Here is a 16,909-nt window from a genome sequence, read left to right on the forward strand (position 1 = left end):
GGCTTGCCGGCGATGGCGATTTGAGCAACGCCATCGCCGGCAAGGTTTACAGGCCCAGGTCAGACAGCCCCGGATGATCATCCGGGCGCCGTCCCAGCGGCCAGTGGAATTTGCGCTCGCTTTCCTTGATCGGCATGTCGTTGATGCAGGCAAAACGATTGGCCATCAGGCCGTTCTCGTCGAATTCCCAGTTCTCGTTTCCATAGGAACGGAACCAGTTGCCCGAATCGTCGTGCCACTCATAGGCATACCGCACGGCAATGCGATTGTCGGTAAACGCCCACAGCTCCTTGATCAGCCGATAATCCAGCTCCTTGGCCCATTTACGGGTCAGGAAACCCTTGGCCTCTTCGCGGCTATGGGCGAACTCGGCGCGGTTACGCCACTGCGTGTCGAGGGTGTAGGCCAGGGACACTCGATGTGGGTCGCGAGAGTTCCAGCCGTCTTCGGCCAAACGCACTTTTTCGATGGCCGATGCGCGGGTAAACGGCGGCAGGGGCGGACGTGTTTCTGCAGTCGATGACATGGGGCAGTTCCTCAAACAATCAGGGTGGGTTGAAAGTTGCGCCGTTGTGCGATCAAAGTCCCAACAAGGTTTGCGCCATGCATTGCGCATTATCGGCAGCTGTTGAATCGCCCATCACCAGGGCAACGGTAATGGCGCCATCGACCAGGATCAGCAGGTGCGCGGCCTGCCGTTCAGGGTCGGGGGTGCCATGTGCTTGACACAGTTCGAGCAGGTACTCGAACAGTTTCTGTTTGTGGGCCTTGGCCAACTGGCGCACCGGGTCCTGCGGGTCGCCGGTTTCGCCGCTGGTGTTGATGAAGGCACAGCCACGGAAATCGGCGGAGCCAAACCAGGTTTTCAGTGCATCGAACACCGCCAGCAGGCGCTCGCCGGTGCCTTCGCTGCGTTCCACCTCTGTGCGCAGCCACAGCATCCAGCGCTCGTCGCGCCGCTGCAGGGCGGCAATCACCAAGTCGTCTTTATTGGCAAAGTAGCGGTAGATGCTTTTTCGCGAGACGCCGGCGGTTTTCACCAGGAAGTCCATGCCGGTGGCGGCGATGCCGTGGCGATAGATCAACTTTTCGGTGACGTCGAGGATGATGTCGCGGGTTTCATTATGGGTCATGTCGTTCATGTTGCGAACAGTAGAACGATCGTTCTTCTTGGTCAATTAAAATTTTTCCATGCGCCACGGCAAGACCTGAGGCCCCCCATGGTGTAAGCTCGGGGCCTCTTCGGATTCGACCCATTGCGAGCCTTATGCCGTCGTTCTTCAAACGCTCCCTGTTGCCCAAACTGCGCGGTTTTCCCCTCACTCCTGATGCGATTGACGTGCTGTGCGGCGCCGCTGCCTATCGCCGCTGCCTGCTGGAGAAAATCCCCCAGGCCACCCGGCGCATCTACATCGTCGCGCTGTACTTGCAGCAGGACGAGGCGGGGCAGGAGATCTACGACGCCCTGCACGCCGCCAAGGCAGCGCGACCGGAGTTGGACATCGTGGTGGTGGTCGACTGGCTGCGCGCCCAGCGTGGCTTGATCGGCGCCGGCAAGCAGCCGGGCAACAGTGCCTGGTACCAGGCCATGACCCAGGGCCACAGCAGTGAAGTGCCGGTGTATGGCGTGCCGGTGCAAACCCGCGAGTTGTTCGGCGTGCTGCACCTCAAGGGCTTTGTGATCGACGATACGGTGCTGTACAGCGGCGCGAGCCTGAACAACGTGTACCTGCACAAGTTCGACAAATACCGCTACGACCGCTACCACCTGATCCACAGCCAACCGCTCGCCGACTCCATGCAGCATCTGGTGGAGCACGGCCTGGTGGCCTCTAAGGCGGTGCATCGCCTCGACCTGCCCAACCCGCCCAGCACCCGCAGCCTGCGCAACGACATTGGCGACCTGCGCAGCCGTCTCAAGCACGCGACATACGACACCACCACCGGGCAATTGCCCAACGGCCATCTGTCGGTCAGCCCGCTGCTGGGCGTGGGCAAGAACAATCCGTTGAGCCGGGTGATCCTGGAGCTGATCGCCAGCGCCCAGCATCAACTGACCATCTGCACTCCGTACTTCAACCTGCCGCTGCCAGTGACCCGCGAAATCAACCGCGCCCTGGCGCGTGGGGTAAAGATCGACATCATTGTCGGCGACAAGACCGCCAACGACTTCTACATCCCGCCCAGCGAACCGTTCAAGGTGATCGCCGCGCTGCCGTACCTGTACGAGATCAGCCTGCGCCGTTTCGCCAAGCGCCATCAGCGCGACATCGACCACGGCCAGTTGAACCTGCACCTGTGGCACCACGACGACAACACCTACCACCTCAAGGGCATGTGGGTCGACCAGCGCTACACCTTGCTCACCGGCAACAACCTCAACCCGCGCGCGTTCCGCCTCGACCTGGAAAACGCCTTGCTGATCGATGATCCCAAGAGCGAGTGGCTGGAGCCAAGGCGTACCGAGCTGGCACAGATTTTCCAGCACACCACGCGTATCGAACGGTACCAGGACTTGCAGACGCTGCCTGATTATCCCGAGGCGGTCGGCAAGTTCCTGCGCCGGGTCAGCCGGGTACGAATCGAGCGGTTGTTGTATCGGATCCTGTAAAACCCGCAGGCAAAAAAAGACCCAGCCCCTTCAACAGGGCTGGGTCTTTTTTGTGCTTCTTAGTTCAGGCCCAGCTTACCCCGCAAGGTGGACAGGTCTTCCGCCAGGGTATTGACCGGACCCACCAGGGCCTTGCGGTCGTTTTCCTTGACCTTGTCATAGGTTTCGAAACCGCCATCCTTGGTCTTGTACTTGGCGAGGATCTTGTCCACGCTGGCGAAATTCTTGTCGACCTTGGCCAGGAAGGCCTTGTCTTGCTTCTCGATCTGCCCACGGAACAGGTCGACGATTTTCTTCGCGCCGTCGATGTTGCCCTGGAAGTCATACAGGTCGGTGTGGCTGTAGCGGTCTTCTTCGCCGGAGATCTTGGTGGCGGCGACTTCTTCCAGCAGCGCTGCGGCACCGCCTACGACTTTCTCGGGCGGGAAGGTCAGACCGTCGACGCGGGTCTTGAGGTCGTTGACGTCGGTGTTGAGCTTGGCGGTCAGCGCTTCCAGGCCCTTGGTGGTGTTCTGCGAGAACAGCGCGTATTCGATACGGTGGAAGCCGGTGAAGTCTTCGGCGGTCACGCCTTTTTCGTGGTCGTCGACACGGGAGTCGATGGACGCATCGAGGTCGCTGAACAGCTCGGCGATAGGCTCGATGGACTCATAGTGCACGCGGGTCGGCGCATAGAGCTTCTTGGCGGTGGCCAGGTCGCCCTTGTTGATGGCGTCGGTGAACGCCTGGGTCTGGGTGACCAGCTCACCGATTTCCTCGGTGACGTAGATCTTGTAGTCCGACACCGGCCCTACCAGGTCCAGCGGCGCGGTGGCGGCGAAGGCTGCCAGCGGCGAAAGGGTCAGCAACAACGACAACGCAATAGTCGACTTCTTCATGGGACGGTATCCGCTCTGAGTGTGTTTTTAGGTATTGGCAGTGGTTTGAGGGTGCGTTGCAGCAAGCAGCGTGCGCCCGATGAAATCCTGGGCCCCGGTGACGCCTGGCAAGGTGAAGAAATACCCGCCGCCGACCGGCTTGAGGTATTCCTCCAGCGGCTCGCCGTTGAGCCGGGTTTGCACGCTGATAAAGCCTTTCTCCAGGTCAGCCTGGTAGCAGATGAACAACAGCCCCATGTCCAGCTGACCGTTCTTGTTGACGCCGTTGGAGTAGTTGAACGGCCGACGCAGGATCAGGTTGGCCTGGGTCTGCGGGGTGCGCGGGTTGGCCAGGCGGATGTGGGCATCGAGCTTGGTCAGTTTGCCTTCCGGGTCCTTGCTGTAGTCGGGCACTTGGGTTTCGTTGTGGCCATCCATGGGCGCACCGGTGGGCTTGACCCGGCCGATGATGCTTTCCTGCTCCTGCAACGGAGTGCGGTCCCAGCGTTCGACGAAGTTGCGGATGATGCGCACGGCCTGATAGCTGCCGTTGGCGGCCCAGGCCGGTTCGTCGCTGCCGGGCTGCACCCACACAATCTGATTCATGGCCTTGGCGTCGTTGGAGTTCGGGTTGGCCGAACCGTCACGGAAGCCGAGGAAGTTACGCGCGCTCTGGGCCGGCTCGCCGGGCTTGGCAGGCGCCTGGGGCGGTACGCTGCCTTCCTGCTTCCAGCGCACCAGCAGCAGGTCGGGCAGGTTTTTCACGATGTCGCGCAAGGCGTGGATATTGGTGTCCGGGGTGTTGGAGCTGAATTGCAGGCTCAGGTCGCCGTGGCATTGCGCCGGCTCCAGCGCATCGTTGGGGAACCCGACCATGCGGCTCAGGCGCTTGGGTTTGACTGCCGTGAGGCCAAAGCGCTCATCGAACAGCGATTCGCCGACGGACACGGTGATGGTGAGGTTGTCCGGGGTGACCACCGGGCCGAGGATGCCGGAGTCGGTGGGCGGCAGTTTCGGGTCCACCTGCGGCACGGTGCCGCCGGTCATGAGAAAGGCGATGCGTTCGTTCAGCGTACGGAACAGGCGCTCCAGGTCGTCACGGTCGCTGGCTAGTACGTCGAACGCAACAATCATGCCGCAGGCCGGGCGTGGGGTGACGATACCGCTCTGGTGTTTGCCGAAGAAATCGTGGTGGTCCTGGGTCTTGTCACTGCGCGGCGCGGTGGTGACTTGCTCGGCCGCAGCGGCCATGGCCGGGCAGGTCAGGGCGCTGCCGGCAATCGCGGCACCGGTGGCGGCCATGCCCAGCAGGACACGGCGACGCTGAAGGTTGGTGTGTTCTGAATCACTCATGTGTGCGGTCGTCTTCACTGCAGGCCGGAAAGGCCAAGGGCGGGGTCGATTCCATCGAGTGCAACGGCCAGAGCCTTGGCCTTGCCGGCGATCTGCTTACGCTGATCGGCGGTTACGGTGTCGTAGGTGGCGTAGCCCTTGTCGACCTTGAAGCCTTGCAGTTCGGCATCAAAGGCGGCGAGGGCGCTGTCGATTCCAGGCAACAGGTCGGCGGCGGATTTGGTCAGCAGCGGGCGCATCAACTCGACCACCTTGTGGGCGGCCTCCAGGTTGGCGGCGAAACCATTCAGGTCGACGTGGCTGTAGCGTTCTTCTTCACCGCTGATGGCGCGTACATCGGCCAGGCTGTTGAGGTTGCGCACCACGATGCTGACCAACTGCTCCGGCGGCAGGGACTGGGCCAGCAATTGTTGTTTGAGGGCGCTGACGTCGGTCAGCAGGCGCTGGGCAACCGGCGCCAGGCCGTCAAGGCTGCGTTGCTGGAACAGACTGTATTCCAGGCGGTGGAAGCCGCTGAAGGCCGGGTCCTGTTCGCGTTTTTCAAAATAGTCGGCACGGGCGTTGATCGCGTTGTCCAGTTGCGCGAGGCGTTGCGATGCCGGGGCCAGGCGTTGGTAAGCCTCCCGGGCCGGTACATAGAGCGCTTGGGCCTGGGCCAGGTCGCCATGGTCGATGGCCTGTTGCAACGCGCTGACCGCCTTGACCAGTGCGCTGCCTTGGCCGCTCAAGTACACGCGGAATTCCGACAATGGGCCAATGAACGCCACCATCGACGGTTTGGCCTTGGCCTGGGCGTCGGACTCGGCAGTCGGTGTTACGTGCAAGGTGCCACGCGGGTTGCTCAGCAGGCCACAGGTGATCGCGTAGTCACCGGGCAACAGGTTGGCGTTGATCACCTGGCTAAGCCCGGGGGCGATGTTTTCCCGTTCTTCGACCACCAGCACGCCGTCCAGGATCTCCCATTCCACCGCACGATCGGAGCGGTTGATGATGCGGAAGCTGGCGCGGCCGGCGGGGACCGTCAATTCATTCGGTTCGCAGGCGTGACCATGAATGGTCACGGCGATTTCATTGTGGTTGGCCTGGCGCTTGCTGGCGGCCAGCTGTGAGGCGTAATAGAACAGGCCACCGGCGGCGATCATCACGACCACCGAGCCCGCCACAGCCCAGCGCAGGGCGCGAGGTGGCGAAGGCGGTTGAGGGGTTGGGTTGGACAAGAGACGGTCCTTACTGACTGGAAGCGGAAGAGGGTGTGATGGCCTGCTTGGGTGGCGCGGCGGGCAGGAAGAACATCACCAGGGCCACCACCAGGTAAATCAGGTAGGCGCCGAGGGTGCTGACGGTGGGCGCTTCCTGATAGCCGAACATGCCGGCGAGAACCGAACCCAGCGGGCTGTCCATGGGCAGGGCGGCGCTGAAGTCGAAGAGCACGGTTTGCAGGTGATTCCACACGCCCGCTTCGTGCAGGGCCTGTACCGAATTGGCGAGGATGCCGGCGGCCACCACCAGGATGAACAAGCCGGTCCAGCGGAAAAACGCACCGAGGTTCAGGCGCATGCTGCCGGTGTAGATCAGGAAACCGACGATGATCGCCAGGATCAGGCCGAGCAGGGCGCCAATCGGTGCGCCGGGGCCTTCGCTCTGCTGGAACACCGCCAGCAGGAAAAACACGGTTTCCAGGCCTTCACGGGCCACGGCGAAAAACACCATGAGGATCAGCGCAGTGACTTGGTGTTTGGACCCGGCCAACGCGTGATCGAGGGATTCGTGCAGGGAGTGCTTGATGGAACGCGCCACTTTACGCATCCAGAACACCATGGAACTGAGGATGCCCACGGCGACCAGGCCAACGATGCCTTCGAACAGCTCCTGCTGCTTTTGCGGGAACTCGGCGCTGACCAGCTCCAGCCCACCACCTACCAGCAGGGCCAGTGCGGCGGCGAGAAACACGCCGATCCACACCGCAGGCATCCACTGGCCACGGCCGGTCTGTTGCAGGTAACTGGCGATAATGCCGACGATCAATGCGGCTTCAATGCCTTCGCGCAGCATGATGAGAAAAGGAACGAGCATTCGGCACCGCGTCACAACTAGATAGGAGGCTAAGTTGTAACATAATGATACTCATTACTAAACAGGCAATCTTGACAATAGCTGAACCCTACCTGAACGGTGGTGGCAAAACGCATCCCACCTTATGATGCGTGCCATTATTTGCGCCGCCGGATGCCCGTTTCGCCATGTCGGAAAAAGACACAATCTCCCTCCACCTCGTGCGCGAAGCCTTGCTGCAAAGCTGCGCGCCCGGCGCGGCCAGTGCCGAAGTGCTGCATAAAGCCGGGATTGACCCGGCACTGCTGGCCGAGCCCAACGCGCGGGTCTCGGCCACTACCTACGCACGCCTGTGGCGCCTGCTGGCGCGACGCATGGATGATGAGTTCTTCGGCATGGACCCGCGCAAGCTCAAGTCCGGCAGCCTGGCGTTTCTCTGCCGCGCCGCGATGGCGCAACCCACCCTGGGCACCGGGCTGGAAACCGGCTTGGGGTTTCTGTCGCTGATGCTGGAGCGCCTGCCCGCCGAGTTGGTGCGTCAACAAAGCCTGGCGGAGATCGTATTGCTGGAGCTCGAGTCCGAACCCAATCGGGCCTTCACATACTTTACCTATTGGATGATCGTGCACGGTGTGGCCTGTTGGCTGGCCGGGCGGCGGATCCCAATCCTGGCGATTGAGCTGCGCTGCTCAAAACCGGATTTCTGTGATGACTACCAGGTGATGTTCTCCGACAACCTGCGTTTCAACCGGCCCCGCACCCGCATGATCTTCTCCGCCGACTGCCTGGACCTGCCGATCAAGCGCAGCCCGGAGGAGCTCAAGCGCTTCCTGGCCCACGCGCCGGCCAACATCCTGGTCAAATACCGCGACCCCGCCAGCCTCGCCACCCGCATCAAGCACGACCTGCGCCAGATGCCTCCTGACACCTGGCCGGAAACTGACGGCCTCGCCGCCAGCCTGTGCATTTCCGCCTCGACCCTGCGCCGGCGGCTGGCGGAAGAAGGGCAGACCTATCAGGGGCTCAAGGACAGTGTGCGCAAGGAGTTGGCGATTGTGTGGTTGGCGGAGCCGCAGATCAGCTTTGCCGAAATTGCCGAGCGACTGGGCTTTGCCGATGCAAGTTCGTTTTATAAGGCGTTTCGTAAATGGGTAGGGTCGAACCCGGGGCATTATCGAAGTTTGATTCTGAATGAAACAAACAAGCGGTAACGGTGTGGATGTGCGGGATTAGGAAATAACTTACCCGCTTCTTCTTTCGGATGACAGAACGGTCCTTCGCTATTTTAGGAAGTGCTCGGCTTGCCGCCATTTCTTCTTCGTGCATAGTTATCCTCACGGTACCTGAATACGCCTATTGGACGATTCGATTAATGTGCTGCGCTTACTCGCGACGGCGGGTGTGCGCTGCTGAATCGAGGGCAGCCTATGCGCAAATAAAAACAGAACGATTACATGAACACCAACAATCTTAATGGCTTGAGGTGGAAATCATGAAAAGTAGTTTTGCGTTGGTTTTTGCGGGATTGATGTTGATGTCGGCGCAGGCGTCGGCGTTGTGTACCTATATTACGGAGAGCTACGGCGGCACTATTCCGCCGAAAACGGCGATACCTGCCAAAGGGCCTTTTGAGATCACCTCCGTTAATGGCTGTTTGAACGCCAGTATTGATGCCATCGTAACAGCCACCGGTGCAGGGAACACCCCGGAGATCTATATCGAAGGCGAGGTGGGAGGCGGATCATGGCGACGGTTGACGTTCAGCATCGGCAGCAACGCTTCTTGGGTTGGTCCGTTCGGTAAGTACAGGGTGGTGGTGTATAACGACGATTCGGTACCAAAAGTCTACTCGGGAAGTGTCAGGTACGGTCGCTGAAACCGAACCTATGCAGTGTGCCGGAAGTTATCCGGCACACTGCATCCTGTGGGAAAAATTCAAAAATCATGCACGCTCGTCAATTGATAAATCATCATTTGAAGAATTTGCGAAATAGGCCAATGCGGCGAGCGCGTGATTCGCTGCCACCAGTCCTCTCATAAAATCTGAAGCACCCTCCTGATGTGCTACATATGGATTGCTTTTGAAAAAGTCTATATATCCCTCCAGCTGCTCGTTAAATAACGCGACGGCATTGAATTTGACATGGGTCTCTGTAGGAAGTCCGTTTGCATCAAACGCTCCGTTTCCTACGACGAACAGCCAATAAGCGCGGGAATCAATAATGCCTTTGTCGTAGAGTTCACCACCCACTTTTTTCAGGTCGTCACTGCTGATTGAAGTCATGTCGTAGCCCTTCAGAAAACTCTTCAATTCACTGATTTGCTCCTGCTGCCAAAACTTCAGTGTCTCCGCCGCTTCTGATTCTTCAGTCTTAGTGAATGCGTTCACGACTTGTTCAGGATTTTTGATGGTGTAAGCAGGGGTTGCCATAGAGTTCTGCACTTGACCTGTCGCTGATAAGGTAACCATAAAAAGCCTCAAATAGTTCGGATTACATCGGGTTGTCGACAAGTTGGTGAGTTTCTTAAGTGCTGAAAATGTTTCGTATTGGGTTGGGGTTATCGCCAGTGTTGAGCGGTTGTGTGGGATTGTGCAGGCGGGGCATGGTATTAGGAATGTTCGCATGCGGGACTACTTTTATATCTGACAGAACTGTCTGGCGTTGTTTTAAATAAGTCCTGAACCGCCTGGTTTGTCTCAAGGGACTACAGAAAGGTCCTTCGCTATTTTAGGAAGTGCTCGCCTTGCCGCTGTTTATTCTTCGTGCATAGTTATCCTCACGGTACCTGAATACGCCTATTGGACGATTCGATTAATGTGCTGCGCTTACCCGCGACGGCGGGTGTGCGCTGCTGAATCGAGGGCAGCCTATGAGTAAATAAAAACAGAACAGGTAGATGAGTGCCCAAAATTTTAATGCCTTGAGGTGAAAATCATGAAAAGTAGTTTAGCGTTGGTTTTTGCGGGATTAATGCTGATGTCGGCGCAGGCGTCGGCGTTGTGTACCTATATTACTGACAGCTATGGCGGTATTATCCCGCCGGAAATGACCGTCACAGCAAAAGGGCCATTTGAAATCACCCCTTCGAACGGCTGCTTGAATGCCAACATTGAGGCGATGGTAACGCCCACAGGAACTGGCAAAACGCCCGAGATCTTTATTGAAGGCGATGTGGGTGGCGGATCATGGCAGCGGTTGACCTACAGTATCGGTAGTAACGCGTTTTGGGTGGGGCCGTTTGGCACCTATAGAGTGAGGGTGCGTAACGAAGGTTCAGAGCCGAAAGTCTATTCAGGCACTGTCAGATACGGTCGTTGAAACTGAGCAGGTGCAGTGTGCCAGGCAGCTATTCGGCACACTGTATCCTGTAGCGTTAATTCTGAAATTAGACGCGCTCGTCCACCGATAACTTATTATTTGAAGAGGTCGCAAAATAGGACAAAGCAGCGAGGGCATGATTAGCCGTTACCAGCCCTTTCATAAAGTCCGAGGCCCCTTCCTGACGCGCCACGTAGGGATTGCTTTTGAACAAGTCTACATACCCCTCCAACGTTTCATTGAATAACGCAATCGCATTGAATTTAACGTGGGTGTCTGCGGGAAACCCGTATGCATCAACCGCTCGACTGCCGTCCATAAATAGCCAAAAAGCACGTGAATCAATGAGACCTTTACGATAAAGCTGGCTTCCGATTTTCTTGAGGTCGTCACTGCTGATCGATGTCATGTCATAGTCCTTCAGGGCGTTCTTCAACTCGCTGATGTCCTCCTGCTGCACAAGTTTTAAAGTTTCTGTTGCCTCCGCTTCTTCGGTGATGGTGAATTGATTGACAACTTGCCCAGGGTTTTTGATGGGGTGGGCTGGGGTGGCCATTGAGTTCGGTACTTGGCTTGTCGTGGATAAAGTGACCATAAGCAGTCCTCTGTTAATTGGGCCTACATCTGGTTGTCGACAAGTTAGTGAGTTTCTTAAGCGCTTAAATTGTTTCGGTTGAGGTTGGTGATATCGCGAGATTTGGGCGGTGGCGTGGGCTTCTAGCGGCAGAGCGTAATATTAGGAATGTTCGCGCATTGGACTACTTCGAGATCTGACAGAGCGGTCTTTCATATTTTTGGGAAGTGGCCGGCTTTCCTCTTGCGATCATTCAGGCATAGTTAATAGCACGCAGCCTACTGACCGGTTCGATCCATGTGCAGCATGTCACCGTGACGCCCGGTGTGTACGGCCAAATCGAGGGCGATATATGAAAAAACAAAAAGATAGCTGATGAGTGTTCGCAAAAACTTAATAGGATTAACACTTGAGGTGAAGATCATGAAAAGTCTTTTTGCATTACCTTGTTTAGTGCTGATGTTGATATCTGCTCAGGCGTCTGCTTTGTGTTTGACTCTTACAGATAGCTACAGCGGGATTGTTGAGCCAAGGTCCGAGGCGCCGGCGTTCGGCCCATTCACCATCAGCAGCGCCAATGGATGTTCCAACGCGAACATTGATGCCATGGTGTCTGCAGCAGATGGAGGGCGAGCGCCACAAATTTACATCCAGCATCAGGTGGGTGGTTCATGGAAAACCGTGGTGAGTAATCCCTTGTCTGCGTATGCATCATGGCTTGGCCCATTGGGCACTTACAGGGTGATGCTAAATAACCCGGAACCGGTCTCCAAGTCCTACTGGGGAACAGTCAGGTTCGGTCGGTAATTCCTGAGGGAGAAGGGCGCTGACGATCACGTTGGCGCCCTGCTGGAGTTTGAAACAAGGCTGAATTCAAGCACGCTCATCGATAGACAGCTCGTTTCGGGAGGAATTGGCGAAAAAGGCTAGCGCGTTGATCGCATGATTTGCAGTAAACATCCCGCGAATGTACTCGGGGATGCCTTGTGAACGCTTCACGTCGGGCCTGCTTTCAACAAACGATAGATAATCTTCCAGCTTTTCATTGAATAGTGCGATCGCGTTGTACTTCACGTCTGTTTCAGATTGCTTGCCGTTGGCATCGAATGCGCCAAGACCGGAGATGAACATGTGAAACGCATCGGCATCTATGACGCCGCTGTCATAAAGTCGTCCACCGACTTCTTTTAGTTCATTGGTGGTAATAGACCTCATATCGTAATCTTTCAAAAACGCTTTCAGATCATCAATCGACTGTTGATTACCCAGTTTCAACGTGTCCGACGCTTTCGACGCGTCTGTTATCGTGAATTTATTCACCACCTGTTCCGGGTGCTTTATCTGAAACGGATTAGACGCCTTCGTGTGCCTCATTTGCTCCGCAGTCAACAAAACGGCCATAGTGAAATTCTCCATCAGCCGAAAGCTACATCTTTGTATCGACCTTCCTTGAACCCACTTTAAAAAAAGCCCCGTGACCGAATGGACCACGGGGCAAAAAATTGGCTGGATGCGACCAACCAAAGGAGCTCTTTACCTCACTTGGCGCTGGCGACCACCGTGTCCGGCTGCCAGCCACCGCCCAACGCTTTGTAGATCGCGACGATGCCGCGATACAGGTCCACTTCGGCCTGGGCCTGGGAGTCTTCGGCGGCCAGGCGCTCACGTTGCGCGTCCAGCAGCACCAGGAAGTCCACGGTGCCTTCGCGGTAGCGGATCGCGGCCAGGTCGGCGGCGGCACGGCTGGATTCGCTTTGGCGGATCAGCGAAACCAGGCGTTGCTGACGCTTGCCGTAGTCACTGAAGGCGTTCTCGGACTCTTCCAACGCCAGCAGCACTTGCTGCTCGTAGGTCGCCAGGGCGCCATCGGCTTCGGCGTCTGCGCCGCGCAAACGCGCTCGCACGCTGCCCAGATCGAACGCGGCCCAGGTGATGCTCGGGCCGAGGGCCCAGGCATTGGCGGCGGACGAACCGATCTGCGAACCCCGCCCGGCGGTAAAGCCGAGAAAACCGCTGAGGCTGACCCGTGGGAACAGGTCGGCCTTGGCCACGCCGATACGCGCGGTGGCGGCGGCCAGTTTGCGTTCGGCGCTGAGGATGTCCGGGCGACGTTGCAGCAGTTGCCCCGGATCACCAATCGGCAAGGCCTTGGCAATTGCCGGCAAGTCTTTGGGGCTCAGGTCGACGGTAAGCTTGTCGGGGCGCTGGCCGAGGAGGGTAGCGATGCGGTTACGCTCGCGCACTTGTTCGGCTTGCAGTTGCGGCACGCTGGCTTCAACCGCTGCGAGGCGTGCGTCGGCACGCTCCACATCGAGTTGATCGCCCACACCGGCATCGCGCAGGCTGACGGTGATGGTGCGCGATTCCTGCTGGTTCTTCAGGTTGTCCAGGGCGATGCGTTCACGCAGTTGCGCGCCACGCAATTGGCCGTAGGCGTCCACCAGTTCGGCGATCATTGTCACTTGCAGCTGGTACAAGTCCGCCTCGGCAGCCTGCTGGTCAGCGTCAGTGGCTTCCAGATTGCGCTGGATGCGACCGAACAGGTCCAGTTCCCAGGCCATGTCCAGGCCGAGGTCGTAACGCTCGGTCTTGACCCGGCTGGTGGTCTGGCCCGGAATCTGGCCTTTGCCCTGATCACTGCTGACTCGGCTGGTGATGGTCGGCATCGCGTCGTTGCTGGCGTCATCACGGATCGCCCGCGCCGCCCGCAGGCGGGCAAAGGCGACGCGCAGGTCACGGTTGCCTTGCAGCGATTGCGTCACCAACTGGTTGAGGGTCGGGTCGTCGAACTGCTGCCACCAGATGCCTTCGAACTTGGCATGGTCATATTGCTTGGCATCGGCAGCGGCCGTGATGTTGGCCGCCTCCGGGGTCTGGGTCTTGTAGTCCGGGCCTACGGCACAGGCGCTCAGCGCCAGTACCAGCAAGCTCGGCAGGAATACTTTCACATTCATTGCTGTGTCTCCAGCTTCAAGGCCTTGGCCGCTTTGCGTGCCTCGCTGCGCTCCACCGAGCGACGGATCAGTACGTAGAACACTGGCGTCAGCAACAGACCGAAGAAGGTCACACCGATCATCCCGGAGAACACCGCCACGCCCATGGCATGCCGCATCTCGGCACCGGCGCCGCTGGACAACACCAGTGGCACCACACCCATGATGAAGGCGAACGAAGTCATCAGGATCGGCCGCAGACGCAGACGGCAGGCTTCCAGTACCGCAGCGAGCGGGTCGAGGCCTTCTGCCTGTTTGTCCTTGGCGAACTCGACGATGAGGATCGCGTTCTTGCACGCCAGGCCCACCAGTACGATCAAGCCGATCTGGGTGAAGATGTTGTTGTCACCGCCCGAGATAATCACCCCGGTAATCGCCGACAGCAGGGTCATCGGTACGATCAGGATCACCGCCAATGGCAGGCTCCAGCTTTCGTATTGGGCGGCCAGTACCAGGAACGCCAGCAGTACGCAGAGCGGGAACACGAACAGCGCAGTGTTGCCCGAGAGGATTTGCTGATACGTCAGGTCGGTCCACTCGTAGGTCATGCCGTTGGGCAGTTCGTCTTTCAGCAGTTTCTCGATCGCCGCCTGAGCCTGGCCCGAGCTGTAGCCCGGAGCAGCGTTGCCGTTGATTTCAGCAGTGATAAAGCCGTTGTAGTGCATCACGCGGTCCGGGCCCGAGGTGTCGCTGACCTTGATGAAGGTCGCCAGCGGGATCATCTCGCCTTTGTTGTTGCGCACTTTCAGCTGACCGATCTGGTCTTCATCCAGGCGGAACTGTTGCTCGGCCTGCACGTTGACCTGGTAGGTCCGGCCAAAGCGGTTGAAGTCGTTGGCATACAACGAACCCAGGTAGATCTGCAGGGTATCGAAGATGTCGCTGATCGCCACGCCGTGGGTCTTGGCCTTTTCACGGTCGATGGCGGCATCGACCTGGGGCACGTTGACCGTGTAGCTGGTGAACAGGCCGAACAGTTCCGGCGTGGTACGGCTCTTGGTGATGATGTTCTGCACTTCTTTGTACAGCTCGTCGTACCCCAGGTTGCCCCGGTCTTCGATCTGCAGGCGGAAGCCGCCGATCGTACCCAGGCCCTGTACCGGCGGCGGTGGGAAGATCGCCATGTAGGCTTCCTGGATGCTGCTGTACTTGCCGTTCAAGGCACCGGCAATCGCGCCGGCGGACATGCTCGGGTCTTTACGCTCGTCGAACGGTTTCAAGGTCACGAACACGATGCCGCTGTTCGGGCTGTTGGTGAAACCGTTGATCGACAGGCCCGGGAACGCCACGGCGGCTTCCACACCTGGTTGTTTCAGGGCGATGTCGGACATGCGCTTGATCACGTCTTCGGTGCGGTCCAGGCTCGCCGCGTCCGGCAATTGAGCGAAGGCTACCAGGTATTGCTTGTCCTGGGCCGGTACGAAACCGGTCGGCGTGTGGGCAAAGCCCAGCCAGGTCAGGACCATCAGGCCGGCGTACAGGAACAGCGCAATACCACTGCCACGGATCACCCGGCGCACGGTGCCGACGTAACCATGGCTGGCCTTGTCGAAGAAGCGGTTGAACGGTTTGAACAACCAGCCACCCAGCAGCTTGTCGAGGAACTTGGAGAAGCCATCCTTCGGCGCGTTGTGGCTTTTGAGCAGCACCGCCGCCAGGGCAGGGGACAAGGTTAGGGAGTTGAAGGCCGAAATCACCGTCGAGATCGCAATGGTCAAGGCGAACTGCTTGTAGAACTGCCCGGTCAAGCCGCTGATGAACGCAGCTGGCACGAACACCGCACACAGCACCAACGCGGTGGCGATGATCGGGCCGGTCACTTCGCTCATGGCTTTTTCAGTGGCCGGGAAGGGGTCCAGGCCCAGCTCGATGTTCCGTTCGACGTTTTCCACCACCACGATGGCGTCATCCACCACGATACCGATGGCCAATACCAGGCCGAACAACGACAGCGCGTTGAGCGAGAAACCGAACAGGTGCATTACCGCAAACGTACCGATCAACGATACCGGCACCGCCACCAACGGAATGATCGAGGCGCGCCAGGTCTGCAGGAACAGGATCACCACCAGCACAACCAGGATCAGCGCTTCGAACAGGGTGTGTACCACCGCTTCGATGGAGCCGCGCACGAAGATGGTCGGGTCATAGACGATGCTGTAGTCCATGCCTTGCGGGAAGCTCTTTTTCAGCTCTTCCATCTTGCCGCGCACTTCGTTGGAGATCTCGATGGCGTTGGAGCCAGGGCGCTGGAAGATCGGGATGGCCACGGCCGGCTGGTTGTTGAGCAACGAGCGCAGGGCGTATTGGCTGGAACCCAGCTCCACCCGAGCGATGTCTTTCAAGCGTGTGATTTCACCGTTGGCGCCGGAGCGAATGATGATGTTCTCGAACTCTTCCTCGGTCACCAGGCGACCCTGGGTGTTCACCGACAACTGGAACGCGGTGGCGGTCGGGGCGGGTTGCGCACCCAGTGCACCGGCGGCCACTTGACGGTTCTGCTCGCGGATCGCGGTCACCACATCAGTGGCGGTCAGGTTGCGCGAAGCGGTTTTGTTCGGGTCCAGCCATACGCGCAGGGAGTAGTCGCCCATGCCGAACAGCTGCACATCACCCACACCGCCGAGGCGCGCCAACTCATCCTTCACGTTGAGCAAGGCGTAGTTGGACAGGTAGAGCATGTCGTAGCGCTGATCCGGGGAGGTCAAGTGCACCACCATGGTCAGGTCGGGGGAGGCCTTGTCCACGGTAATACCGATGCGCGTCACTTCTTCAGGCAGTTTCGGCTGAGTCCGGGTCACACGGTTTTGCACTTGCACCTGCGCGTTGTCCAGGTCGGTGCCCAGGGCGAAGGTGATGGTCAGGGTCAGCTTGCCGTCGGCGGTCGACTGCGAGGACATGTACAGCATGTTCTCGACGCCGGTGATCGCCTGCTCCAGAGGAGCGGCCACGGTTTCACCGATGACCTTGGGGTTGGCGCCCGGGAAGTTGGCGCGCACCACCACGGTCGGCGGCACCACTTCCGGGTATTCACTGATCGGCAATTGGAACAGCGAGATCGCACCGGCGATCAGGATCAGCAGCGAGAGCACCGCTGCGAAGATCGGCCGCGAAATGAAGAACTTGGAAAAATTCATCTTGAGTCGTTT

The 16,909-nt window shown here is 58.6% G+C and carries 16 protein-coding genes; 5 read left to right on the top strand and 11 right to left on the bottom strand.

The features are described 5' to 3' along the window. Positions 1-46: 46 nt before the first annotated feature. The gene (locus NL123_RS14680; RefSeq protein ID WP_494358106.1) at positions 47-526 is read right to left on the bottom strand and encodes a nuclear transport factor 2 family protein; all 480 of its coding nucleotides are present in this window, start codon (positions 524-526) and stop codon (positions 47-49) included. Between the two features lie 52 nt (positions 527-578). Beyond that, entirely contained in the window at positions 579-1,142 is a 564-nt protein-coding gene (locus NL123_RS14685) for a TetR/AcrR family transcriptional regulator (protein ID WP_494358307.1), read from the bottom strand. A gap of 125 nt (positions 1,143-1,267) precedes the next feature. On the opposite strand from NL123_RS14685, the gene pssA reads away from it, so the two are divergent. Then, complete coding sequence (pssA, locus tag NL123_RS14690; RefSeq protein ID WP_248481711.1) at positions 1,268-2,611, top strand: CDP-diacylglycerol--serine O-phosphatidyltransferase; 1,344 nt, start codon at positions 1,268-1,270, stop codon at positions 2,609-2,611. Between the two features lie 59 nt (positions 2,612-2,670). Here the strand turns inward: pssA and efeO (NL123_RS14695) are convergent, their stop codons facing one another. Genes efeO (NL123_RS14695) through efeU form a run of 4 tightly spaced genes read right to left on the bottom strand, consistent with a single transcriptional unit; the run spans position 2,671 to position 6,894 of the window. Continuing rightward, a complete protein-coding gene (gene efeO / locus NL123_RS14695) occupies positions 2,671-3,489 on the bottom strand; it encodes an iron uptake system protein EfeO (RefSeq protein WP_248481708.1) in 819 nt (272 codons plus the stop codon). Positions 3,490-3,516: 27 nt separating this feature from the next. Next, complete coding sequence (gene efeB / locus NL123_RS14700) at positions 3,517-4,821, bottom strand: iron uptake transporter deferrochelatase/peroxidase subunit (protein WP_494358107.1); 1,305 nt, start codon at positions 4,819-4,821, stop codon at positions 3,517-3,519. A 14-nt stretch (positions 4,822-4,835) separates the two neighbouring features. Then, positions 4,836-6,038: an iron uptake system protein EfeO gene (gene efeO / locus NL123_RS14705; protein ID WP_248481704.1), complete on the bottom strand. Its 1,203-nt coding sequence runs from the start codon at positions 6,036-6,038 to the stop codon at positions 4,836-4,838. A 10-nt stretch (positions 6,039-6,048) separates the two neighbouring features. Next, the gene (efeU, locus tag NL123_RS14710) at positions 6,049-6,894 is read right to left on the bottom strand and encodes an iron uptake transporter permease EfeU (protein ID WP_248481702.1); all 846 of its coding nucleotides are present in this window, start codon (positions 6,892-6,894) and stop codon (positions 6,049-6,051) included. 167 nt (positions 6,895-7,061) lie between these two features. On the opposite strand from efeU, the gene NL123_RS14715 reads away from it, so the two are divergent. Together NL123_RS14715 and NL123_RS14720 are read left to right on the top strand one after the other, a co-directional pair. After that, positions 7,062-8,084, top strand: coding sequence for an AraC family transcriptional regulator (locus NL123_RS14715; RefSeq protein WP_248481700.1), 1,023 nt, complete (start codon positions 7,062-7,064; stop codon positions 8,082-8,084). A 281-nt stretch (positions 8,085-8,365) separates the two neighbouring features. Beyond that, a complete protein-coding gene (locus tag NL123_RS14720; RefSeq protein ID WP_071495772.1) occupies positions 8,366-8,749 on the top strand; it encodes a hypothetical protein in 384 nt (127 codons plus the stop codon). A gap of 66 nt (positions 8,750-8,815) precedes the next feature. Here NL123_RS14720 and NL123_RS14725 read toward each other — a convergent pair whose 3' ends face one another. Beyond that, positions 8,816-9,343 (bottom strand): hypothetical protein, encoded by a 528-nt coding sequence (locus NL123_RS14725; protein ID WP_494358108.1) that lies wholly within the window; start codon positions 9,341-9,343, stop codon positions 8,816-8,818. 466 nt (positions 9,344-9,809) lie between these two features. Here NL123_RS14725 and NL123_RS14730 point away from each other — a divergent pair, with 466 nt between their 5' ends. Then, complete coding sequence (locus NL123_RS14730) at positions 9,810-10,193, top strand: hypothetical protein (protein WP_071495770.1); 384 nt, start codon at positions 9,810-9,812, stop codon at positions 10,191-10,193. A 67-nt stretch (positions 10,194-10,260) separates the two neighbouring features. Here NL123_RS14730 and NL123_RS14735 read toward each other — a convergent pair whose 3' ends face one another. Then, positions 10,261-10,788: a hypothetical protein gene (locus NL123_RS14735; RefSeq protein WP_058426078.1), complete on the bottom strand. Its 528-nt coding sequence runs from the start codon at positions 10,786-10,788 to the stop codon at positions 10,261-10,263. Between the two features lie 354 nt (positions 10,789-11,142). On the opposite strand from NL123_RS14735, the gene NL123_RS14740 reads away from it, so the two are divergent. After that, positions 11,143-11,574 carry a hypothetical protein gene (locus NL123_RS14740; protein ID WP_494358109.1) on the top strand — a complete coding sequence of 144 codons (432 nt, stop codon included), beginning with the start codon at positions 11,143-11,145 and terminating at the stop codon, positions 11,572-11,574. 66 nt (positions 11,575-11,640) lie between these two features. On the opposite strand, the gene NL123_RS14745 is transcribed toward NL123_RS14740, so the two are convergent. The 3 genes from NL123_RS14745 to NL123_RS14755 all read right to left on the bottom strand — a co-directional run bounded on the left by NL123_RS14745 (position 11,641) and on the right by NL123_RS14755 (position 16,897). After that, positions 11,641-12,168, bottom strand: coding sequence for a hypothetical protein (locus NL123_RS14745; protein WP_494358110.1), 528 nt, complete (start codon positions 12,166-12,168; stop codon positions 11,641-11,643). Between the two features lie 137 nt (positions 12,169-12,305). Continuing rightward, complete coding sequence (locus NL123_RS14750) at positions 12,306-13,721, bottom strand: efflux transporter outer membrane subunit (RefSeq protein WP_494358111.1); 1,416 nt, start codon at positions 13,719-13,721, stop codon at positions 12,306-12,308. Next, the gene (locus NL123_RS14755; RefSeq protein ID WP_071488416.1) at positions 13,718-16,897 is read right to left on the bottom strand and encodes an efflux RND transporter permease subunit; all 3,180 of its coding nucleotides are present in this window, start codon (positions 16,895-16,897) and stop codon (positions 13,718-13,720) included. The genes NL123_RS14750 and NL123_RS14755 overlap by 4 nt, the downstream gene beginning before the upstream one ends. Between the last annotated feature and the right edge of the window lie 12 nt (positions 16,898-16,909).

The organism is Pseudomonas sp. FBCC-B1565 (genome assembly GCF_059133265.1).